Genomic DNA, 21,513 nt, shown 5'->3' on the forward strand with positions numbered 1-21,513 from the left:
CTTTTAAAGTTATACGCGTATCAAAGCGGTGAGGTTAAATTTATGATTTTAGCTTTCATGATCAATAGGACTCCTTATCAACAAAGTCAATAAAATAATTACAATGAGGCCATGTGTTAACAAAGTCGTAAAAAAATCAGAAGATATTAGTGCACTACGAAGTGGAATAACCGTAATAGCGAGAACAAGCCAAAGTGCCCCAGTATTTTTTGTAACGACATCTAAAATGCGTAAAACGTATGCAAACATAATCGTATAAATTAATACGCCCCAGTACCCAAAATGAGCATATCCAGTGCTTATATAACCATTATTTGCAGAAGTTCCGCTCCCTACATACTCACCTATAAGTTTAGGCAGACTCAAATCGTATGGATAGCTTACAAGCCCCGATAAAACTGAGTTACTCCAGTAAACAAAGGGATTATTCGAAAAAAACTCGAAATACTGATATGTTAAATAAGCGGGCACATAAAAAACTCTTCTAACAATTAACGAACCAAAAATCGCATACCCAAAAGCTAAATATAATAATAAGCAGGAAATCACTAACACAGTTAAACCAAGTGGCAAAATGTAGGATTTATTACTTTTTCTAAACCAAAACCAAATACCAAATACAAGAACCAACCCAAAAAGCACAGACTTGTGTGCTGAATATGCATAAAATACAACTTGTGCTATTACCCCAAGAACCACAAAAAACCAATTACGTCTCCATAAAAAATATGATATAAAAAAAATAGAAAATATTTTATATGTCCACACATTTGTATATGCGAGCACCCCCCCTGAAGCCAGCTCAGAATTTTCCTCTCTATACTCATATACACGATAAATATTCAAATTAAAAGTCGCTCCGGAGACTATATACCATATAACAAGAAATATAATCGCCCCCCCTGAAATCATCAAAAATAACTTATCACCATAGCGAAACCTTGGTATATAAGGTATTTTAATCCAAGAACTTTTCGAAATGAAAGCAAATAAGAAAAACGAAAGAACTGTTACAGCAACAGGATTTATACTCCAGCCTGTTAAACCATAGAGGCTTGTTAATGGAACAATTAAAAAAAGTGCAAAAGTAATCAAAAAATAATCTGTGATAGATAGAACTCTTTTTTTTATAAAAGGAAGTACAACTAAATATGTAGCCCATGAAGAAAAATAAGTTAAGATAGAAAATTCCAACACAAAACCACTATACTCAAAAGCTGGATTTACAAGTAAGACATAAGAAACATCTAGTACAACTCTAAACAGCACCATTAAAATGTAAAAAAACATTAAGAAATAACTCTTTTATAGATATCTCTTAAAGCTATATTATAAAGCTCCGAATTATGCCACAACAATGTAAAACAACCATCTACCCGTCGGCAAACGTCCTTTATTTCTAAAATTTTTTGTAGAGCAGCTTCTCCACTCCCCAACCCCATGTAACCAGCTCCCATAATACTACACTCCATTACCACTAATGGCCGAATACGTAAAAGCAATGATTTTTGAGTAACAACATTAAACGCGCTATATTCATAACAAGTACCACAACGAAATCCTGGACGGTCAGCGTAGCTTAGTGTGCTGTCGTAGGTCATACCAGCATCTTCCCAAGATTGCAGTGTGACTGGATTCTCCCAACGTAGGTAATGCATACGCCCGCCAAAACCACCTTGCTCAATGCCTTCTTCTTTACAGACCCTGAGCAAGCAGTCAGCTTCCTGTTGAATTGCCGCTGGATTCTGATATGTGTCATAACTAGGATGCAGGCCAATTTCATGGCCTCGCAGGTGTATTTGCCGTAGCAGCTGGCGGATACGAGAATCTTCTGGCTGGTAATCAGCGTCATTGAGGTGGTCACCACCACATATAAAATAGAAAGCGCTAGTTAGGTTATTGGCTTCGGACTGTTGCATAATCCAATCAAAAGTATTGAAGGGGTCATTATGATGTAGATGGTTTCTTGACTTCAAACGTATCCAAGGTGCTATTATTGCACCTTTGAAGTTACTGTATTTCAACACATCGCCAGCCATGGCCCTTAGTAGAGGTTTAAGCGTCCTAAACGCGTAACGACTTGGCCTGTCCACATCATGACTCAACTTAATGCTAAACTGGTGCTTTTTTATCGACACGCTTGGCCAAACTTTCTGTATAACCTGCCCTAATAAATGCAACCATTCATCCACTACGGGGCGCTCTAGGTAATCGTGTTGATAAGCATGGGAAGAAGTAGCTGGAAAACGACCATGTAGGTCTAAATCAGTACGTCCAATCTCTTCGATTCGATTTAACATCCAGTAGGTCAGACCAAGAATATCGTAATGAATCACTGTATGATGAGTCTTTTGCTCAATCAATGGCTCAGGCAACTCGCTGACGCAAGGTGCCGGTAAAGGATCACCTAATACGCTTACCCAACCCGCTTTGGTAGCATTCCATTTACTGCATGGAAAATCTGAGCGTGACTGATGAAAAGCCTCCTCTAGCTTAGGAAATAAAATATAGCTATCTGGGAGGCCGACTAACGACAATTTAAGACCAGAAAGGCTTTGATCAAGCATAAAGCAGAGGCCAAAACGCTCTTTGAGGATAGTACAGAGCCAACTAAGCTCTGATGTAGAAAATTGGAGCATGTAAAATATATCCTTGTTTGACCGCTGAACGATTAGTTACTAAATACCGACACACTATTTTATATAAAACAACCTAACTTATCAGTGATTGACCTACGCACGCCCCTCCAAAACAATTCCTGTAACATCCCAACCAAGAATATCCAGGGCACTTTCCATACCATCATTTATTTTTCTTGGCATGATTTTAGATTGTTTTTTCCTAAAACACCTATATAATTTTTCTGTCAGCATACATCCATTATTAATGAAACCGTATTGGTATAGCGCACTATCTTCTGCACAAAGAATCAACACACTATAAAAACCAGATTCCTTTAGTGCATTAATTAATTTATAAAATAAAACCTTTGCGTCTTTTTCCAAATTAGAGTGGACACAAAAATCCTCCAAAAAAACCTCTCGCCTCATTGTTTTTCTCAATGAGATAATACAATACCCTTTAATACGACCTTCATTTATAACATATGTAAAATGGTCTTTATAAGGGTTATTCCAAAACCTCCATGATAAATCAGCTTTACTTCGTCTAGGAGACGTCGAAAAATTTAACCTAGCTTGATCCCAAAAATCATCAAAAAATGTTTTTTTTATAGCATCATCTTCTGATAAAAAACCATTTTTTATTAGCTTATTCTTAGCATCTAAACCAATATCTGAGGCTTTAAAGATCTTATTTTTCAGTATACTTCCTGAAAATATAAGCTCAGTAAAAAAGCCTTTTGTAGAATGTCGAGCTGAGTACCACTTAACAGGAAATTCGTACCCCATTGCTTTGCGTTGGCGTATTGCTGCTGGCGGTCCCATAGTTGAGAACAAAGCATCATAACGAGCTTGATATGCTTTGATGAATTTTTTTTCAAACCTAGGGTACAGGATTTTATTTCTATACTCGGGCAACACCATTGTATTTTCAGTCTTACCAAAAAGTAGATCCGCATTACCATTGCTAAACGCAATAGGCATAACGCCATGATGACCAATAAGTTTCACTTCACCTTTGTCATTAGTTGCCTCAATAAGCCACATATCACCGCGACCTTCCGGAGCCTCCAACCACTGCCATGCAAACTGATCAGCCGTACGCCGGTTACCTGTTATCTGAAAGTATAACTCGTTTATTGCTCTTTCATCGCCAAGCTTATAAGGTCTGTACGAATAAGTTTCAGCCATCCAATTTACTCACAAGATATAATCGAACTTCGTCTAAGTTATTCATTCCTTCAAAATCATCATCAGGTATTTCAACACCTAGTTGCTCATCAATTTCCGTAAAGAAATTAAACATATCTAGGCTATCCAACCCCATATCTTCAAATGATTGCTCTGCATGAATATTTTCTTTTTCTACATCCACACCAGACTTTACAAGAATATCAATGAGCTTTTCATTATTTATCATTTCTTTCCTCTCTATATAACATATTAGTTGCCCAAGATAGACCAACTCCAAAACCTGACATTAGGACTTTTTGCACATTATCCTTATTTAAAACGTTTTGTAACAAAAAAGGTATTGATGAGGATATAGTATTACCTGTATTGCGAATATCGCTGATAAAACGATCACTTACCTCTGGGAAACGCTTGGCTATTGCATCTACAATGGATGCACTGCCTTGATGCAAACAATAAATATCGATATCTGTCATTTGAAGATTGTTACTTTCTAGATAATCACGTATTTGCTTAGGCACTTTTTTTGACGCGAAGTTGAATACCTGCCGTCCATTCATTGAAAGTGTTTTATCATTAACAAGCAGGTTAGAAGCACCACTGCCGTCTGTGTCCAACAGAGGTTTACCAAACTTCCATTCACTCTCTTCAGTCAACCATGTTGCCGTAGCAGCATCACCGAACAATAATGTTGTTATGCGATCTTTCCGATCGATTATCTTAGAGTAAGGATCTGCTGTAATCAGTAGAGCGTTTTTTAAACCTGCCTGCTCCATCAACCCCTTTACTACTGAAAGGCCATACACATAACCAGAGCACCCAAGCGATAGATCAAAAGCTGCAACTCTACCTTTTAAATCTAACTTGTCTTGAACAATCGCAGCTGTATGAGGCAGCCCCGAACCATCCCCATTTTGTGTCACTACGACGACGGCATCAACTGTTTCCAGATCTAAATCATGATCTTGAACCAATACCTTAACTGCAGCCACTGCCATATCAGAGGTTTCCATACCATCAGGCATACAGGGAAGCTGCAACGCTCCTATTTTGGTTGAAATAAAATCGTCACTTTCACCAAACTGCCGCGCTTGCTCAACATTGTTAATTTTATTTTCAGGCAAATAACTGCCAATTGCACGAATACCAATCATGGATCACCCACAATAAATCGAATTTCACCCACATGTTCTTTATCAATCAATATTTGATTGCAGCTAAACATACCTTTACGCTCACTCTTACGTGTAATGATAATTTGATCAAATGAATCAGGCATGGATTTGAGCATGTCGATCTGGCCAAATACCCATTTGCCATTTATATCAGGACTCAAAGCATAATTAAGTTTTTTTGTCATCGCGACAATATTTTCAATGGCACTATAATCATTATCAATGTTCAAGGTAATCGTACGATCTTCTATGAAGCTTGGTGCTATGAGACCATCCTCATCAAAAGGGTAGCGTGACACTACAGGAACGTCCGTTTCGACTATCCAGAATCGGATTTCCTCGTCACTAGACTTGCGCCAAATGCCATTACCTACCACATGCTGATCTTTGCTGGGTCTGTCGTTTAGTGCCAAGTCACACTGATTTTTTGCAAAAGATTTAAAACTCAGTTTTCTAATACTGCCTGCACCAAGCCCATTGGCAAGACCAGTAGTTATCTTACTAAAGAAGTCTGTACCATGCAGGTAGCTCCTATTACCTTTATATTGCATTTCAAGTTTTGACATAACTCTTCCACACTTTGTAATTCACCCCATAGGCCACTAGCATGGCCATGCTTGATATAAAAACATCGATCAACGCACTGCCGCCTCTGATCATATAAAAATAATTAAATCCATCTACTGAGACTAACACCAAAACCGATACCATTGCCGCTTGGCACAAAATAACTACCATTCTCACAGAACTACCACCAGAAACGGTTGTTAACCACAATAAAAATGCAAGATAACAAGCTGAACTGGAAACAGAAAATGCGAGTAGCGCAAGCACTGGATCAGATATGTAGACACCAAGACCAATCGAGACAATACGAACCGACATCATTGTGAATTGAAAAATCGTACCCGCGAACTGTTTATCTAACACCGCACACAGAGTGGTTACCGGTGCCGTCACAAACCCCATCAAAAGCATTGGTACTAATATTGCCGCGTATACGCCAGCAACACGCCAATTATCACCAAACACTAACGAAAAAAGCACCTCAGCATTAATAACCATAAACATACCAGCTGGAAAGGCCAGCATAGCAAGTGTCAATACCACTTTGAATAACAACTGATCTAAATTACCTTCTCGTCGCGCTTGAGGCGCACTCGATAAAAAAACATTGGCGACTGCTTGACCGATAATGGAAGCGGGCATAGACACAACTCGATGTGCCAAAGCATATAATCCCGCCACGTTACTACTAAATAGAGCTGCAAAAATCAGTGGTGGTAGCTGGCCACCTACCGCATTAAATATTCCCGTCCACGTTGAAAATAAAGGGAAATTTTTATATCGTACCGCTAATTTTTTTATTCTTTTTAGCTGGATTTTTTTTACTAAGTATACAATATCAACTATTCTAACAAGTCGAATAAAGCCAAATCCTTGACCAACTGCTTGCCCAAATAGCAGTACAGCGGCCCCAAATTTAAAAAAAACAGTCTGGATAAGCAACATTGAGAATGACTGATGAAGTTTCGTCATTGCAACATCTTTGTACTTCTTTTTTCTAATAGCCCATTTGTTTAAAATCGAATAGGAACCAGTCAAAAAGAAACCAAGTGGAATTAGCCAAACAAAAGGTAGGAGGCGACTAATATTCAATGCATCAAGAAGCCACTCCCCCCAAAAAACGGCTGTAACCGTCATTATAACAGTTAAAAAAATGAGAATAATGGCGCAGAGTGCCATAATATTCATCGCGGCTATATCTGTTTTAGGAAGTGGTATTGCAATCTCATACCTCAAACATCCAAATACTGTTGTGATACTCAAAATACTCGCATAGACAGCTAACACGCCAAAATCATCAGGTGTATATAGACGCGTCAATAATGGAGAGACTAGCACTAACAAAAGCTGCGCACTTGCAGTACCACCAACTAAAACACTTACACCACGAGCAAAAGTATTTTGTATTTGTTTTTTTCTAATAACATCAACTTGTTTCAAGTATAACTACTACCTAGTGTTAAATTATGCATAAGTATTAAATAAAGAAACTCATCAAGTAAGAATGACATACATTCTTACTTGCCTAATGTACTCACAACTTTTTGCAAATCTGCATCTGTCATATACGGATGCATTGGCAAACTCATAACTTTTTCCGCTACAGCGTCCCCTATTGGTAACAGTGCATTCAAATCAGCTACTGCGGGTTGTTTATTTAACGGGATGGGGTAATGAACAGCAGTTGGAATATCAGCTTTTTTAAATTTGGCTTGCACCTGCTCGCGGCTTTCAACTTGTATCGTGTATTGCGCATAGGCGCTGGTGTTATAAACTTCAATAGACGGCGTTGTCACTATGCCTGCTTGGCTTAGTAATTGATCGTATTTTGAAGCGACTTGCTGGCGCAGATCGATCTCTTCAGAGAAGATTTCAAGCTTAGGCAACAAAATCGCAGCCTGAAGTGTGTCTAAGCGACTGTTTAAACCTACTCGAACATGATGATAGCGACGATCTTGGCCGTGGCGAGCTATTTGTCGCAACACTTTGGCTAATTCCTCATCGTTAGTAAAAATAGCACCACCGTCACCGTAACATCCTAGAGGCTTACTTGGAAAAAAACTAGTGCACGCTATCGTGCTTAGATTACAAGAATTCTTACCCTTGTAAGTCGCACCAAAACTTTGTGCTGCGTCCTCTATGACAGGTATACCGTATTTACTAGCAATGGCGTTGATGGCATCAAAATCTGCACATTGGCCATATAGCGATACAGGAATAATCGCTTTAGTTTTTGAAGTGATAGCAGCTTCTAACTTTTTAGGGTCAAGATTATAGGTTTTAGGGCATATATCTACATAAACAGGCTTAGCTCCAAGCAAAGCTACCGTTTCAGCTGTTGCAATATAAGTGAACCCAGGCGTAATCACTTCATCACCAGGACCAATACCAAATGCCATTTGAGCTATTTGTAGAGCATCTGTGCCGTTGGCAACACTAATACAATGCTTAGCGCCCGTAAAGGCAGCCAGCTTCTCTTCCAACTCAGCGACCTCTGGACCAAGTATATACTGACCGTGAGCCAATACTTTTTGAATACTTGCATCTATTTTATCTTTAATGCGTGCCTGTTGTGCTGCTAAGTCGATAAATTGCATCATGTTTTTTTACTCAATAACTTTCCTGTTAGCTGATAACGTTCACCTGTATGAGAACAAACCACTTCACCGTTGCCTTCTAACGGCAAATCAAGCTGTTCGCCATATTCACTCATCCAGCCGATTTGTTTTGCTGGGACGCCCACCATTAAGGCATAAGCAGGAACATCTTTATTAATCACAGCACCAGCACCAACAAAGGCGAATTCACCAATAGTCACACCACATACAACCGTACAGTTTGCTCCAAGTGTTGCGCCTTTTTTAATTAGAGTGTCTAGGTATTGATCTTTGCGTTCGATCAAAGAACGAGGATTATAGACATTGGTAAACACCATGCTGGGGCCACAAAAAACACCTTCTTCAAGGTGGACATTGTCATAGACAGAGACGTTATTTTGAATTTTGCAGTGATCGCCTATCGTGACTTTATTACCCACAAAGACGTTTTGCCCTAGCGATACACCTTTACCTATTTGAGCACCGCCACAAACATGAACGAAGTGCCAAACACGTGAATCAGGGCCTATTTGTGCCCCGTCGTCAACGATGGCACTTTCATGCTGATAAAAAGCCATGTTATTTCTTAACCTTTGATAATAATGGGTGAGGATTAACTGGATTTTCGACTATTGCAGATTTACGCATCACATCTACCGTCTCTATAGCCGCGCGGTTGTCTTCTACACCATAACCTTGGCCCGCTAAAATACGCTGATAACTTTGCGTATGCAGATCAGTGAAACCGCCAGAAAACTCAAGCTCCTCACCTTCAATATCGATACTTCGATAAGTGGACTTTTCACCATGAACGGCATTATCCGGCAAATGATTAGCATCAATCGATAGAAACCAACGAACATGCGCTCGCTCATACTCTAAATAACCCGCAGAGGTTTTTTCATCTCGGTAATGCACTTCATTATGCTTAATATCACCAAAAATAAAGTGCAACATATCGTAAAAATGCACGCCAATGTTTGTTGCAACCCCCCCTGATTTTTCATCAAAGCCTTTCCAAGACTTCAAATACCACTTACCGCGTGAGGTTAAGTAGGTTAAGTCCACGTTAAACACCTTATCTGCAGGTGCAGCTTGCACTTTTTCACGCAATGCGATGATCGATGGGTGCAAGCGTAACTGAAGAATAGAATTCACTTTTGCGCCATATTCTTTTTGATAGCGATTTAACGTATCAAGGTCTGCAGTATTCAACACCAATGGCTTTTCACAAATAACATCGATAGCATTTTGCAAAGCAAACTTCATATGCGGTAGATGCAAATAATTAGGTGATGCTACAGCTATGTAATCCAATTTTTCACCGCTTAATTTCAGATCATCAACAAAAGCAGAAAATGCTTCAAATTCAGTAAAAAATTCCGCATCTGGAAAATGGCTATCCATAATACCGACAGAGTCATTAACATCCATAGCAACGACGAGGTCATTACCTGTTTCTTTAATCGCTTTAAGGTGTCGTGGTGCGATATAACCAGCCGCACCAATAAGAGCAAATCGTTTCATTTTCATTTCACCGAATAAATCATTATAAATCACTAAAATTTAAAAATATGAGCTACAACCGTAAGTCAGACTGACCACAAGGCAAAACATATTTCACATCATAAAGAACATGCTTTTCTTTGCCAAAACCTCGAATTTTTTCTTCACCCCAGCTCTTATAATCTGAATGATCAACGGCTAGAACAATAGCATCGTAGTAACCATTTTTAAGCTCGCTTATTAGCTCAATATCGTATTCATGTTTGACTTCTTCAGCGCTTGCCCAGTGATCATAAACATCAACATTCATATTAAAGCTCTTAAGCTCTTTTACCATGTCGACAATTTTCGTATTTCGCACATCAGGACAATCGCCCTTAAAGGTAAAGCCGAGAATCAATACTTTTGCTTCATCTACATGTATCTTGCGCTTAGAAACGGCTTTAACAAGTTGAGTTGCTGTATATTGTCCCATACCATCATTAATTCGGCGCCCCGCCAAAATCACTTCTGGCTGATAGCCCACTTCTTTTGCTTTATGAGTTAAATAATAAGGATCTACACTAATACAATGACCGCCCACTAAACCTGGCTTAAAAGGTAAAAAATTCCATTTTGTACCTGCAGCATCAAGCACTTCTTGTGTGTCAATCTGTAAAACATTAAAAATTTTGGCAAATTCATTAATAATGGCAATATTCAAATCACGTTGCGTATTTTCAATGACTTTTGCCGCTTCAGCGACCTTTATAGAACTCGCTATGTGAGTGCCAGCCGTAATAATCGAGCCATATAAATCGTCAACAAATTTTGCAATTTCAGGTGTAGAGCCGGAAGTGATTTTTTTGATTTTTGTAAGAGTATTTACCTTGTCACCAGGGTTAATTCGCTCTGGACTATAGCCTGCGAAAAAGTCTGTATTAAACTTTAGACCTGAAGCTTTCTCTATAATCGGGATGCATACCTCTTCGGTAGCCCCCGGATAAACTGTAGATTCATAAACAACAACATCACCCGGTTTAATCACTGTTGCCAACATGGCCGACGCTTTACGAAGGGGTGTTAAATCTGGCGCATTACTTTCATCAATAGGCGTAGGTACCGTTATGATATAAATATTACAGTCTTTTATATCTTCAATAGCCGAAGAAAACTTAAGAGAACTTGCTTCTTTTAACTCTTCAGGGGTCACTTCCAATGTTGAGTCTTCTCCAGACAACAACTCGCTGACACGCACTTGATTAATATCAAAACCAACTACTTGTTGCTTCTTTCCAAACTCTACTGCGAGAGGTAAACCAACATACCCCAAACCAATCACTGCAATTTTTTTCATTATTTATCCAATTATTTTACTAAATTTGCGACCTTATTCTGCGTACTTAACCCATAAGCTACATTTAGTATAGATCTCCGCCTCATACAGTCCACATGGAATATAGGTAACATATATTAAAATTTAACTTCATCACGAAGCTGCTCTATCTCTTTTTCAAGCGCTTCGTATTCTACTACTTTTCTTTTCAGAAACCGTTGAGTCAGAGATACTTTTTCCTCAATACCCTTTGGCGTTAATAGGTATAAATAACCCACTTTATTTGTATTTTTTTTAAAGTTCTCGGCTTTAATCAAGCCTTTTTCAACCAAGGCTTTTAAGCAGAAGTTGGTTTTGCCTAAACTGATACCTAAACGCTTGGCCAGCTCTCGCTGGCTGATGTCTGGGTCTTGTTCAAGCTCTTTTAAAATTTTATAGCGACTTTCTTCGTCTAACATGTAAGCGCCTTATGAGTAAGATGCTATTAATAACAAACGGATATAGACAATAACAAAGAAGAGATCAGTAAAAACTGATTTAAGGGAAAAGAGGGCAAATGTTTGATCGCTTGTACTATCCCTCTAAGCTTCTTCAGTGAACATCCTATACCGTTCATTTGCTGAACAAGCTTAAATGAGAATGAGCAATATTGCAAAGAATGTGTTTGAAAAGAGTTTGTAAAATGGATGCTTTTGGAGCTCGTAGCGGAAGTGACAAGTTATCGACCCCATCCTAGCCTTCCCCTTGAAGAAAAGGGAAGGAACTTGCAACCCCATTCTAGCCTTCCCCTTGGAAGAGATAAGGGGAAGGAATAAGGTAAACCCCCATCCAATCACCTGCCTTTGAAGAAAGGGGGAGGGACAATTCATTCATCTTTTTTGGTGAAGGCAAAGCGTATAAGCACAATTCCCATGCCCAACATGCCACCAAGTAAGGTTGCGATCACACAAATCAAGGCACGCTTTGGTCCCGCTTTTTCTTCCGGTACCACAGCTGGGTCAATCACTTTAAATGCAAACTCTGTTTGCACTTCCGCCAACATGAGGTTTTTCGTTTGCTCTTCGATGAGCTGATAAAACACAGACTGCATGTCGGCAATTTTGGTGCGCTCGATCTGTTCTTCTAGGTAATCAATGTTGTCACGGGTTTCTTTCAAGGATTTGTCTTTCATCCAAGCATTTAGCTCTATTACCAAGTCATCCACCCACTCTTTCGCCAAAACAGGGGAGAAATAGGTGATAGACAACGTCACCAAGCCATTATCTTTAGATTCAGCAACTGACAAAATTTCTTTAAAGGCTTTATAGGCCTCCCAATCCGTTGGTGTTTGAGATTTACCGGGTGGCGCTTCTCTTATCCATGCCTCTGAACTCGAGTCATAAACCTCTTCGTCAAGTTGCAATTCGCCTGATCCAGCGTTCCATTCCTTACCCGCCATCAATGGCACAAGAAGATCGTATTTATGAATAAAGGCATTAATAAACTGACGTGACTGCAATACGGCCAGTGCCATGGCTTTATTGTCCGTGCCTCCGCCACCAAGACTGATGCCGGCTAACGAAGCCAAACCGCCAAATTGCGATGCCATAGCGGACAAACCACTGGACCCACTGTCGCTTGCCGATGCTAATACCGCCTCAGCCTTGTAAGTGTTCGGTTGCGACAAAGCATATAAAACACCACCCGCTGCAAATACCATGGTCAACAAAATAATGATCCACTTCCCTTGCCAGAGGGCGACAAACAATTCTTTTAGATCGATCTCATCATCACTCGGTTGATAATACTGAGGTGGTAAATTTTGATTATTCATTTTTTTCTCTACGTTTTAACCTTACCAGCCAGCGAATGAACAGCCAGCAAATTAACGGCGTTAAACAAAATACTAACGAAACTTGCTATGACTTAGGACTCATTAATCTGGATCTATTAATCTTTCACCGCACTCCAAGCCACACCCAATTGATACAAGATCTGAGTGGCTGTTGATAAGGTACTTAGGCTATCCATGTAATCCGTATTAATGGGGACAATAATGGTATCTCCCGGCGCCAAGGCTTTATCATGTCTACTAAACCAAAATGAGTTATTAGGCAATTCAACCGAACCATTGGCTTTGATGACATACACTCGCTCGGAATCCGCTTGACGCTTCAAACCACCCGCCGCTTCCAAGTAGTCGTCCACTGCTAAATTCGAGTCGTACGTGTGGTGAGAGGCGAATTGCACTTCCCCCACCACACTGACAACTGGATTGAGTGCCGGAATAAACAGCTTGTCACCTTTCTCCAGCAGCACATTGGCTTGCTTGTTGCCAGTCATCGCTTGTTTAACATCAATGACCAAGCGCCCAACTGGTTCGGCCTGATCCAATTGATTCACAATCGCCAATGCTTGTTCTGGCGTGGATGCTGAGGTGTTTTCACGACGAAGCGACATGGCGCTGATCTCTTGCTTCAACTGAGCAGTAAGAAAATCGATTCGCTCCTTTTCCTGACGCTTCAAGCGCTCACGGCTTAATACCGCTCCTTCAGGGTAAGCGAATGATGTAAAGCCACCAGCACGCTCAATGACGTCTTTTAGGGTTTCACCACGCTGAAACGAATATTTACCAGGAAACACCACCTCGCCCTGCAACTCCACCACCAAGTCTTTTTGATACCCTGGCTGAGTACGGATCATAATGTTGTCTTGGGCCCTTAGGGCAATTGGGTACTTGCCACTGAGAGCATCTTGTAACGAGAAACCAATTTGCTGGTTCACTGTTCTCCCATAGTTAGATACTTTTTCACGTCGAGTTAGCTCAGCCGATCTCAAATACGCCTCTTCCGTTAAGCCTCCAGCCGCCGCTATTAAGGATGGTAGATCACCATTTTTCGCCAATGGGTAAGTACCAGGAAACTTAACCGCACCAGATATCTCAACCAGCGCCGCTGGCGCTCCCAATGAAGCCTGCTCTAACAAACGCTCTATAATAGGTTGCAACAAGGCCTCTCGATTAGCCTGTCGATTTCGCGCTAAACTGGAAATATCATCCACCTGCGCTGTGTCTAATTCTGTTGTACTCACTTGCTGAATTAACGCACCTGTTTCTGTATCAACATATTCTTTATCAGACAAATCGCTGTGACTGGACACCTTTTCTCTCGGCTTTGTATAGGAATCCCAATAAGCCATATCCAAGCCATTCGAGAAGACAAAGATTTGGTCTCTTTCTTGTAACAGCAAGTTATCTCTCGAGTCTTGATATTGCAAAGCATTCGACAAGTTAAACTGGTACACCTCAATGTCTTTGTCTTGATTATATTCGCGAACCAATAAAGCGTAGGTTAAATCGGCACTGGGTTTTAAATCGTCGTCGATGGAACCAATCACATCGCTAATGCGCATTCCTTTTTGATAGGCCATTGCTCCCTGGCGTATCACATCCCCTCGCACCGCAACCGCTCCTCTCAACGAAGAGGACGCTTTGAATAGTTGCACTTGATCGCCGCCGCGAACCTCAAAGCGACGCCCTTGCGCTTTTGTTAAATCCACCGTAAATTGCTTCACGCCTTCGGCCGTGGCACGACGCACACTTACTTTAGATAAATACGCTTGCGGCGTTGCACCGCCGGATATCTCAAGCAATTGATCTAAGCTGGTCGTGTTTTTCAATTCATAAATAGCCGGGCGCTGTACTTCACCTGCTAACTCAATCGTGCTGCGTAACGTAGGAACAAACAAAGTATCCCCAGCGGATAAGCGAACATCATTCGCGGTATCGCCTTTTAATAACAGTTCGTATAGATCAAACTCTCGGACAACTTTGCCTTTTCGCTTCAATTGAATGTGACGCAAACTGCCGGTTTCTTTCACGCCACCCGTTGCCACAAGTGCTTGCGTAATGGTTGTCAGCGCATTGACATTGAATGAGCCTGGCTGCTGCACTTCACCCACAATGTAAACCTGCATAGTGCGCATGGAACCCATTGCAATCGACACATCAACACCAATGACCTTTTGCTTGAAGACTCGAGAGATCTGATCACTTAACTGTGCGAATGTTTGACCTGCTGCTGATATGGGACCGAGATCGGGAATGTTTAAGCGACCGTCTCTGTCTATGGTCAACTCATAACTGGCACTGGTTTTACCAAAGGTTTGCACACTCACACTGTCGCCTGGCCCCATTTGGTAATCCAGTGGCACTGGCAAGTTGTCGACCACGGTAAAGCCTTGAGCATCGCCTTTTAACACATCATAACCAAACTTCTTTAATATTTTGGCGTCAGCTTTATTTTGCGTTTCGTCCTCTCCCCCCACTTCTTCACTAGCGGCCTTCATGGTCGACTGGACCATTGGTGCTTGCTGAGTGGCGGATTCCTGAACCCCAGATGACACATCAATCGCGTTAAGGTCTATTCCATATTGCTTAGCCAGCGCTTCTTGCTGGGCTTTCGGCAAGCTTTGAAATTGACTAATCTGTGCGGCGGTCGGTGTAAAAGCCAGCACACTGGTTGTCATCACAGTACATAAAGCAGCAGTAAGAAGTCGTTTTAAATACATATCAGTTTCTTTATCGTCACGTCTAAAAAGTTAATTTTTGCCATCATGGCTAGAAACGAAGCTCATAACCAGCACTCCACTCGCTGATTTGATGCTGCCCATTACCTGCCGACGCGTCGTCCTGTGCGATTACATCTAACTGCAACATACCGGACAAAGCGGGCATTCTATACATAAATTTAGTGGTTTTTACTGGCTCGCCGTCTAGTTTAGACGACTGATAACTCACACCAATACTGTGATCATTCATCCTTTGCACATAAAAGGCAATGGAGTAGCTATCATCTAGCAAGTAGCTGTTGTTGGTTACCGAGTCGGATGTAGACGGGTATGCTCCTGAATGCCAATCTGTGGCGTCATAGTCATTGGTGTGCTGTTGAGTTTCAAGTACCACTCTCACGGTATTGTCTTTGACCTTCGCACTGCCAGTCCAACCTAGCATCCAAGCCCCCAGTGAAACCACGTCAGCGGTCGATGCCAATTCGGTATAAACACTGTGATAGAGATTATCAAAATGCGGTAACGTCAGCTTCGCATCGAACGCTAGCTGTTTGTCATCTTCCGCTGCAGAACCTGAAAACCAATTTTGATAGGTCGTGCCGATTTCGACATTACGCCAAGGCTTGGCAACAAAACGCACCGCGCCATGGTTATCATAGGCGGCATTTTCAGGCTCAGTCATCAACGCCTGAAAACTCCAAACACCAAGCACCTTATTGTGACTGATGTAATTGGCATTCAAAGACGAGGGCGCTTTGGTATAAGAAGCGAGTATTAGATTGTGCTGCCAGCCTTGTCCCCACCAGTAGTCCAACTCTCCCACGGTAAACAACCACTTGCCCGCGTTTAAAGACAGATAGCTGTCAGTCCAAGCGATTTCCTCTTCGTCATTATAGTCTCGATAGGCAAGGCTTAAACGATACGCAAAGGAGGTTCCAAGGTAATCAACACTGGTACTTACACTCGACTTATTTTCACTAAGCTCGCCGTAACCTGGGTATGGTGATTGGTCCGTAGCAAACTGCATCTCTAGGGATTTATTACCACGATTTAACTTAGCGGAATTTAATGTATAGCGAAGCTCACTTCTGGCCAGCTGAACATAATCTTCCAAAGACTGTGCCTCAGCATTATTTAAATCATCACCGATTAATGACCAACGAAGTGGGTACTGATTGATGGGAGCACTAATATGCCCAGCATCAGATAGCAAAACCAAGGAAGATCTTAAGAAAGGGTCACTGGTTTCCAACCAAGGCGAGGCACTCAAACTGCCACTTAAGCCACTACTAACAGTAACGACTGAACAAAGAAGGGTACGATAAAGACAGCGATGCGCTAATTCATATTTGGTGTGTGGCTTAACCGAGGACATTCATTTCTCTCTGTTTACGGACCAAAAAATTTACTGAATAAAAAACTTTATTATTTAAAAAGCAGTCACACGAGAAGAATACGCTTAACGACCACAAATTATCACGTGCAAGCCATTTACTAAAAAGCAATGAAAAAAGACAATGCGCTAATTAAAGCACTATTAACTCTGCACTGTATCTGGCTTAACCAACGAAACTCTAAACCGCTTTGAAACCGATATTATGCTATCCATAAATATCAACAAAACAACATTTGATGCAATGATGCAGCAAAAACGCCGACAAATAAAGTGACGATATGTATTTTACAAAGCCTTTCCAGCCTGTGTTTTTTTTGAACAAAATGATCAGCGGGGCTTACATTCTTAAAAACCATGCAATAGAATCGATGGTGAAGATTTATCTTCAACATCGATGTTTATGATAAGGAAATATTATGAAACGTACTCTTTTGGCTACTGTTGTAGCTTTCTCTCTTGGTTTTACTGGCCAAGTATTCGCAGAAGCAGCTACTGGCGCTGCTGGTGGTGCTGGTGGTGCTGGTGGTGCTGCTGCTGCTGGTGGTGCCGCTGCTGGTGGTACTGCTGCTGCAAGTGCTGCGGCGATTGGTGGTGTTGGTTCGATTGCTGCAACCTCTATCGCTATCACTTCTGTTGCAGCGGTTGCCGTTGTTGCAGACGAAAATGATGGTGCTGATGAAACCACTAGCACTTCTACAAATTCCTAGGTTCTAATCTAGGCATTTGAAAAGATATCAATCGCCCAGATCATTCTGGGCGATTTTTTCTCTCTGCACACACCTTAATATGGCTTTCTCATGACAAAGCTTCCAACGCTTAAATTACTGTCTTTTATACTGTTCACTTTTTTTCTCTCTGCCTGTTCTCGTAATACCCAAAGTTCAATCGATTCACTCAATGCCATTCTTGATGCTGAACGCTCTCCCGATATAGCAGAATCACACATTCGGTCTTTGCCTTACCCAGCCAGCATTGTCACCATCAATGATCGAAAACCTATTTTAATGATATTAGCCTTCGTGGATTCCTTTGGTGATTCAGACGCTAAACAACTCACTTGGTATGCGGCGGATGGCGGCAGCATCACCACTAAAAATGGCCGAATCGTCCATACCACCGGATTTAACGCAAACAATTTAGAGAACCTTTCCAGTTTTCAAGCAACGCCTCCCGCTCCTATTAAGGCAATGAGCTGGCAAGCCGTTTATGATTGGTCCCCTCATTATCGCTACCATTTCAGTGCCGATGTATCGACACAATCTATTGAAGATGAGCTCATCACGACGTTTTTATGGGAACAGAGCACCAAGCACATAACAGAGCAAGTTCGCTTTACCAGCTTTGAACATGACTTGGTCAATGAATTCTGGATTGCACCGGCCACACAAACGACAAAAGCCTTCACGGTAAAATCTACTCAATATATTGGCCCTAATATGGACAAAGTTAACATGCTGATGATTCGACCTTATGTTGAACCTTTATAACCCGCCTATTCGTTCTGAAGAATACAATGATGAAGCGCACAGTAGTATGACATTATGTCAGCAAGGAATTCGAGTTATGTGTAGATCTATTGGTTATATTTTGTTCACCGCCAGTTTGTGTTTTACATCCCTTTTTGCGCTGGCTCAGCCTGTCAAAATACAGCTTTTACAACCGCAGATAATGCTAGAGTATGGCGATCCAGTTCGTCTCTCTCAGCTATTGAGCGACGCTCAAAAGCAAGTAGATTATCCTGTCTATCCATTAGGCATAAGTTTGATCTCACCAACTAAACAAGGGCAGATTGAGGAGCAAAAGCGTCTTATCTTTAGCGCCTTAGAGACAATAAACACCAAAGACACTCAACGCATTGCAGAGCAACTTAAAGCATTACACTTTGTCTATCGAGAGAAGCTGGAAACCCACCTAGCAAAAGTCAGATCGATTAAGAAAAACAATCCTTTATTGACTGCTGACTACACTTTGTCGATTCCCTCTCGACCACCTCATATTCGAGTCATTACGCCCAAGCGCACCACTCATGAGGTCGTAAAACAATCTCCCAACACGCACTTAAAAAACTACCTGACACCGGGCATCGCGGGAGATGACTATGATTCAGCTTGGGTCATACAGGCCGACCAAACCGTTCAATATATAAAAGACATACAATGGCGAGGGAAACACCACTACCTCAGCCCTGGTAGCATTGTTTTTGTTGGTTTAGACGACTTACCTCATCCGTATCAGACGCTTAATAACGATATAGCTCAGCTATTAACACAACATCTGGAGCGATAATGCGCGCCTTATTTATACCTAAGACAAAATATTCTAAGACCAGACCTTCTAAAACCTCAGTCTTTTATTGTTTGTCTGCCATTATCAGCACTAATACGTTGCTACTCTCTAATGCTTATGCGGCTGATACAACCAGCGATTATGAACCATTCCAACCTGTCGAGTTCAAGCCATCACAAATGAACCTAGGTGGCGTTGGCTTAATACAAGTTCCGTCGGGCCGTATGGCCGATGAAGGTGCGTTTAGCCTAAGCTATGCACAAAATGATGAATACGATTTTTATACCGTTTCTCTTCAGCTGATGCCTTGGCTTGAAACCACCTTCCGATATACGCAAGTTGAAGATGTCCTTTACAGCAGCGATGAAACCTTTAGCGGCAGTACTCGTTATACCGATAAAGGCATTGATATCAAAGCTAGGCTTTGGCAAGAGAGTCGTTATTTGCCAGAGGTGTCCATTGGCTTAAAAGACATTGGTGGAACAGGCTTATTTGATGGCGAATACCTTGCTGGTAGTAAACGCTTTTACACACAAGACTACGGACACTTTGACGTTACCTTAGGGCTAGGTTGGGGCTATTTTGGTACGAGAAACAACGTCAGTAACCCTTTTTGTTCCGCAGCAGACCGCTTTTGTGATCGCCTATCTAGTTATTCCGGAAATGGTGGCATGGTGGACTATGAACGCTGGTTTACAGGATCAGCCTCTTTATTTGGCGGCATAGAATACCAAACACCTTACCAGCCATTGCGCCTGAAGTTGGAATACGATGGCAATGATTACAGTCAAGATTTTCCAGCCACCCGTGGCAATGTGGATATGACCCCTAAAACACCTTGGAATATTGGGGCGGTTTATGCTTTAAGTGACGGTTTTGATTTACGACTGAGTTATGAACGAGGCACCACCTTCACCTTTGGTGTCAGTTTAAATACCAACTTTGATACCATTAAAAGCTCATGGATTGATGAACCGAGCTCAGAATCCGAGCGCCCTCGTCCGACCTCACTGGAAGAGGTTGATTGGCAGACACTGGATACATCGCTGAATAAGGTGGCAGGGTACAATACTGACCAGGTGTATCAAGATGGTGACACCCTTACCTTTGTTACGCGCCAACATAAATACCGAGATCGTGACGTGGCATTGGAAAAAGCCTCAGCTGTGTTAAGTAAGCAATTGCCGGATCAGGTACAGCATTATCAAATTCAGGAAACTGAAAAAAATATGGCCTTGAGCACTACTGAGATTTCAGCAGCCAAGTACCAAGATATAGCCAATGTTACTTACCTAAACCCTAAAATAAGCGATGCCACTTCTAGCTTGGCCTCTGAAAGCATCACTTCAGAGCCCCTTTATGATGATTTCGAGCCTCTTAGTTATGGCTTCAAACCTCATTTAAGCCAAGCATTCGGTGGTCCTGAAAGTTTTTACATTTACAATTTAAGCATCAAAGGCGGTGCAGCTTACTGGCTGACGGATCAAGTCGAGTTGTCGGCCGGTATTTCGATTAACGTACTGAATAATTATGACAAACTTAGATTTAATGTCTTAGAAGACGGCACGTCCAATTATCGAGTCAGAACCTTAATACGAGCTTATGTGCTCGAAAACGATGCTTTGCTTAATAATCTCCAACTCACTTGGTATCAAAAATATGGCCAAAACTGGTATCAGCAGGTTTATGGCGGTTATTTGGAGACCATGTTCGCTGGGGTTGGCTCTGAAGTGCTGTATAGAAAACCGAATACTAACTGGGCCATTGGCGCCGATGTTAACTTCATTGCGCAGCGCGACCCGAATTCGGTGTTCGGTGTATTTAATAGTGATGATGGCTACAGCCGTTCAGATAAAGTCTTATCTCGGGGCAGTACTGGTCATTTGTCTGTCTACTACCAACCTCAATGGTCGTTTTTACAGAACACATTATTCCGAGTCGATATGGGCAAATTTTTAGCCGGTGATGTTGGAGCACGTGTCGATTTTTCCAAACAGTACAAGAGCGGTGTCATTGTTGGTGCTTATGCCAGCAAAACGGACATGTCGGCGGAAGAATTTGGTGAAGGCAGTTTTACAAAAGGGTTTTACTTATCCATACCGTTTGACACTTTATCCTTTAAACCAACCACCAGCCGCGCGAACTTTGGCTGGCAACCCATCACCCGAGATGGCGGCCAAAAACTAAGCAAACGCAGTAGCTTGTTTAATGTAACCGATGTAGTGTCACCTTGGTATCAAAGACCGAACCAAAACGACTAAAACTATCCCTATTAGTCGGGTTAGCAAACGCTCACCCGACTTCACTC

At 41.6% G+C, this 21,513-nt stretch carries 19 protein-coding genes; 4 read left to right on the forward strand and 15 right to left on the reverse strand.

The features are described from left to right. Window positions 1–48: 48 nt before the first annotated feature. From DFP76_RS00060 to DFP76_RS00135, 15 genes are all read right to left on the reverse strand, one after another. Complete coding sequence (locus tag DFP76_RS00060) at window positions 49–1,290, reverse strand: hypothetical protein (protein ID WP_113872649.1); 1,242 nt, start codon at window positions 1,288–1,290, stop codon at window positions 49–51. Continuing rightward, entirely contained in the window at window positions 1,290–2,639 is a 1,350-nt protein-coding gene (locus DFP76_RS00065; RefSeq protein WP_113872650.1) for a polysaccharide deacetylase family protein, read from the reverse strand. The genes DFP76_RS00060 and DFP76_RS00065 overlap by 1 nt, the downstream gene beginning before the upstream one ends. A 93-nt stretch (window positions 2,640–2,732) precedes the next feature. Continuing rightward, entirely contained in the window at window positions 2,733–3,812 is a 1,080-nt protein-coding gene (locus DFP76_RS00070; RefSeq protein ID WP_113872651.1) for a hypothetical protein, read from the reverse strand. After that, the gene (locus DFP76_RS00075; RefSeq protein WP_113872652.1) at window positions 3,805–4,041 is read right to left on the reverse strand and encodes an acyl carrier protein; all 237 of its coding nucleotides are present in this window, start codon (window positions 4,039–4,041) and stop codon (window positions 3,805–3,807) included. The genes DFP76_RS00070 and DFP76_RS00075 overlap by 8 nt, the downstream gene beginning before the upstream one ends. Next, window positions 4,031–4,969, reverse strand: coding sequence for a ketoacyl-ACP synthase III (locus DFP76_RS00080; protein ID WP_113872653.1), 939 nt, complete (start codon window positions 4,967–4,969; stop codon window positions 4,031–4,033). Before DFP76_RS00080 ends, DFP76_RS00075 begins: the two co-directional genes overlap by 11 nt. Continuing rightward, the gene (locus DFP76_RS00085; RefSeq protein WP_113872654.1) at window positions 4,966–5,556 is read right to left on the reverse strand and encodes a hypothetical protein; all 591 of its coding nucleotides are present in this window, start codon (window positions 5,554–5,556) and stop codon (window positions 4,966–4,968) included. The genes DFP76_RS00080 and DFP76_RS00085 overlap by 4 nt, the downstream gene beginning before the upstream one ends. Then, the gene (locus DFP76_RS00090) at window positions 5,543–6,997 is read right to left on the reverse strand and encodes a lipopolysaccharide biosynthesis protein (protein WP_113872655.1); all 1,455 of its coding nucleotides are present in this window, start codon (window positions 6,995–6,997) and stop codon (window positions 5,543–5,545) included. Before DFP76_RS00090 ends, DFP76_RS00085 begins: the two co-directional genes overlap by 14 nt. A 77-nt stretch (window positions 6,998–7,074) precedes the next feature. Beyond that, on the reverse strand, window positions 7,075–8,154 hold the full coding sequence (locus tag DFP76_RS00095) for a DegT/DnrJ/EryC1/StrS family aminotransferase (protein WP_113873242.1): 1,080 nt from the start codon (window positions 8,152–8,154) through the stop codon (window positions 7,075–7,077). After that, entirely contained in the window at window positions 8,154–8,732 is a 579-nt protein-coding gene (gene wbpD / locus DFP76_RS00100; RefSeq protein WP_113872656.1) for a UDP-2-acetamido-3-amino-2,3-dideoxy-D-glucuronate N-acetyltransferase, read from the reverse strand. Before wbpD ends, DFP76_RS00095 begins: the two co-directional genes overlap by 1 nt. 1 nt (window position 8,733) lies before the next feature. Continuing rightward, window positions 8,734–9,681 carry a Gfo/Idh/MocA family protein gene (locus tag DFP76_RS00105; RefSeq protein ID WP_113873243.1) on the reverse strand — a complete coding sequence of 316 codons (948 nt, stop codon included), beginning with the start codon at window positions 9,679–9,681 and terminating at the stop codon, window positions 8,734–8,736. A 52-nt stretch (window positions 9,682–9,733) separates the two neighbouring features. Continuing rightward, window positions 9,734–10,996, reverse strand: a complete 1,263-nt coding sequence (tviB, locus tag DFP76_RS00110) for a Vi polysaccharide biosynthesis UDP-N-acetylglucosamine C-6 dehydrogenase TviB (protein ID WP_113872657.1) — start codon at window positions 10,994–10,996, stop codon at window positions 9,734–9,736. Window positions 10,997–11,112: 116 nt separating this feature from the next. Beyond that, window positions 11,113–11,433, reverse strand: a complete 321-nt coding sequence (locus tag DFP76_RS00115) for a MarR family EPS-associated transcriptional regulator (protein ID WP_113872658.1) — start codon at window positions 11,431–11,433, stop codon at window positions 11,113–11,115. Between the two features lie 407 nt (window positions 11,434–11,840). After that, a complete protein-coding gene (locus DFP76_RS00125; RefSeq protein ID WP_113872660.1) occupies window positions 11,841–12,788 on the reverse strand; it encodes a Wzz/FepE/Etk N-terminal domain-containing protein in 948 nt (315 codons plus the stop codon). A gap of 116 nt (window positions 12,789–12,904) precedes the next feature. Then, window positions 12,905–15,523 (reverse strand): SLBB domain-containing protein, encoded by a 2,619-nt coding sequence (locus DFP76_RS00130; RefSeq protein WP_113872661.1) that lies wholly within the window; start codon window positions 15,521–15,523, stop codon window positions 12,905–12,907. Window positions 15,524–15,572: 49 nt separating this feature from the next. Continuing rightward, window positions 15,573–16,898 carry a capsule assembly Wzi family protein gene (locus DFP76_RS00135; RefSeq protein WP_113872662.1) on the reverse strand — a complete coding sequence of 442 codons (1,326 nt, stop codon included), beginning with the start codon at window positions 16,896–16,898 and terminating at the stop codon, window positions 15,573–15,575. Window positions 16,899–17,335: 437 nt separating this feature from the next. Between DFP76_RS00135 and DFP76_RS18030 the strand changes: the two genes are divergently transcribed. From DFP76_RS18030 to DFP76_RS00155, 4 genes are all read left to right on the forward strand, one after another. Continuing rightward, window positions 17,336–17,626 carry a hypothetical protein gene (locus tag DFP76_RS18030; RefSeq protein WP_147084162.1) on the forward strand — a complete coding sequence of 97 codons (291 nt, stop codon included), beginning with the start codon at window positions 17,336–17,338 and terminating at the stop codon, window positions 17,624–17,626. A gap of 90 nt (window positions 17,627–17,716) precedes the next feature. After that, window positions 17,717–18,406 carry a YjbF family lipoprotein gene (locus DFP76_RS00145; RefSeq protein WP_113872663.1) on the forward strand — a complete coding sequence of 230 codons (690 nt, stop codon included), beginning with the start codon at window positions 17,717–17,719 and terminating at the stop codon, window positions 18,404–18,406. Continuing rightward, on the forward strand, window positions 18,390–19,205 hold the full coding sequence (locus DFP76_RS00150; protein ID WP_113872664.1) for a capsule biosynthesis GfcC family protein: 816 nt from the start codon (window positions 18,390–18,392) through the stop codon (window positions 19,203–19,205). Before DFP76_RS00145 ends, DFP76_RS00150 begins: the two co-directional genes overlap by 17 nt. Beyond that, a complete protein-coding gene (locus DFP76_RS00155) occupies window positions 19,205–21,466 on the forward strand; it encodes a YjbH domain-containing protein (protein ID WP_113872665.1) in 2,262 nt (753 codons plus the stop codon). Before DFP76_RS00150 ends, DFP76_RS00155 begins: the two co-directional genes overlap by 1 nt. Window positions 21,467–21,513: the final 47 nt, after the last annotated feature.

This window comes from Marinomonas aquiplantarum (assembly GCF_003314975.1).
GTDB lineage: Bacteria > Pseudomonadota > Gammaproteobacteria > Pseudomonadales > Marinomonadaceae > Marinomonas > Marinomonas aquiplantarum.

What these genes read in the sequence shown, in the direction of transcription:
- DFP76_RS00060 (WP_113872649.1), bottom strand. Translation starts at nt 1,290, where the DNA reads ATGTTTTTTTACATTTTAATGGTGCTGTTTAGAGTTGTACTAGATGTT.
- DFP76_RS00130 (WP_113872661.1), bottom strand. Translation starts at nt 15,523, where the DNA reads ATGTATTTAAAACGACTTCTTACTGCTGCTTTATGTACTGTGATGACA.
- DFP76_RS18030 (WP_147084162.1), top strand. Translation starts at nt 17,336, where the DNA reads ATGAAACGTACTCTTTTGGCTACTGTTGTAGCTTTCTCTCTTGGTTTT.
- DFP76_RS00125 (WP_113872660.1), bottom strand. Translation starts at nt 12,788, where the DNA reads ATGAATAATCAAAATTTACCACCTCAGTATTATCAACCGAGTGATGAT.
- DFP76_RS00135 (WP_113872662.1), bottom strand. Translation starts at nt 16,898, where the DNA reads ATGTCCTCGGTTAAGCCACACACCAAATATGAATTAGCGCATCGCTGT.
- DFP76_RS00105 (WP_113873243.1), bottom strand. Translation starts at nt 9,681, where the DNA reads ATGAAACGATTTGCTCTTATTGGTGCGGCTGGTTATATCGCACCACGA.
- tviB (WP_113872657.1), bottom strand. Translation starts at nt 10,996, where the DNA reads ATGAAAAAAATTGCAGTGATTGGTTTGGGGTATGTTGGTTTACCTCTC.
- DFP76_RS00065 (WP_113872650.1), bottom strand. Translation starts at nt 2,639, where the DNA reads ATGCTCCAATTTTCTACATCAGAGCTTAGTTGGCTCTGTACTATCCTC.
- wbpD (WP_113872656.1), bottom strand. Translation starts at nt 8,732, where the DNA reads ATGGCTTTTTATCAGCATGAAAGTGCCATCGTTGACGACGGGGCACAA.
- DFP76_RS00070 (WP_113872651.1), bottom strand. Translation starts at nt 3,812, where the DNA reads ATGGCTGAAACTTATTCGTACAGACCTTATAAGCTTGGCGATGAAAGA.
- DFP76_RS00145 (WP_113872663.1), top strand. Translation starts at nt 17,717, where the DNA reads ATGACAAAGCTTCCAACGCTTAAATTACTGTCTTTTATACTGTTCACT.
- DFP76_RS00155 (WP_113872665.1), top strand. Translation starts at nt 19,205, where the DNA reads ATGCGCGCCTTATTTATACCTAAGACAAAATATTCTAAGACCAGACCT.
- DFP76_RS00095 (WP_113873242.1), bottom strand. Translation starts at nt 8,154, where the DNA reads ATGCAATTTATCGACTTAGCAGCACAACAGGCACGCATTAAAGATAAA.
- DFP76_RS00085 (WP_113872654.1), bottom strand. Translation starts at nt 5,556, where the DNA reads ATGTCAAAACTTGAAATGCAATATAAAGGTAATAGGAGCTACCTGCAT.
- DFP76_RS00150 (WP_113872664.1), top strand. Translation starts at nt 18,390, where the DNA reads ATGTTGAACCTTTATAACCCGCCTATTCGTTCTGAAGAATACAATGAT.
- DFP76_RS00075 (WP_113872652.1), bottom strand. Translation starts at nt 4,041, where the DNA reads ATGATAAATAATGAAAAGCTCATTGATATTCTTGTAAAGTCTGGTGTG.
- DFP76_RS00080 (WP_113872653.1), bottom strand. Translation starts at nt 4,969, where the DNA reads ATGATTGGTATTCGTGCAATTGGCAGTTATTTGCCTGAAAATAAAATT.
- DFP76_RS00115 (WP_113872658.1), bottom strand. Translation starts at nt 11,433, where the DNA reads ATGTTAGACGAAGAAAGTCGCTATAAAATTTTAAAAGAGCTTGAACAA.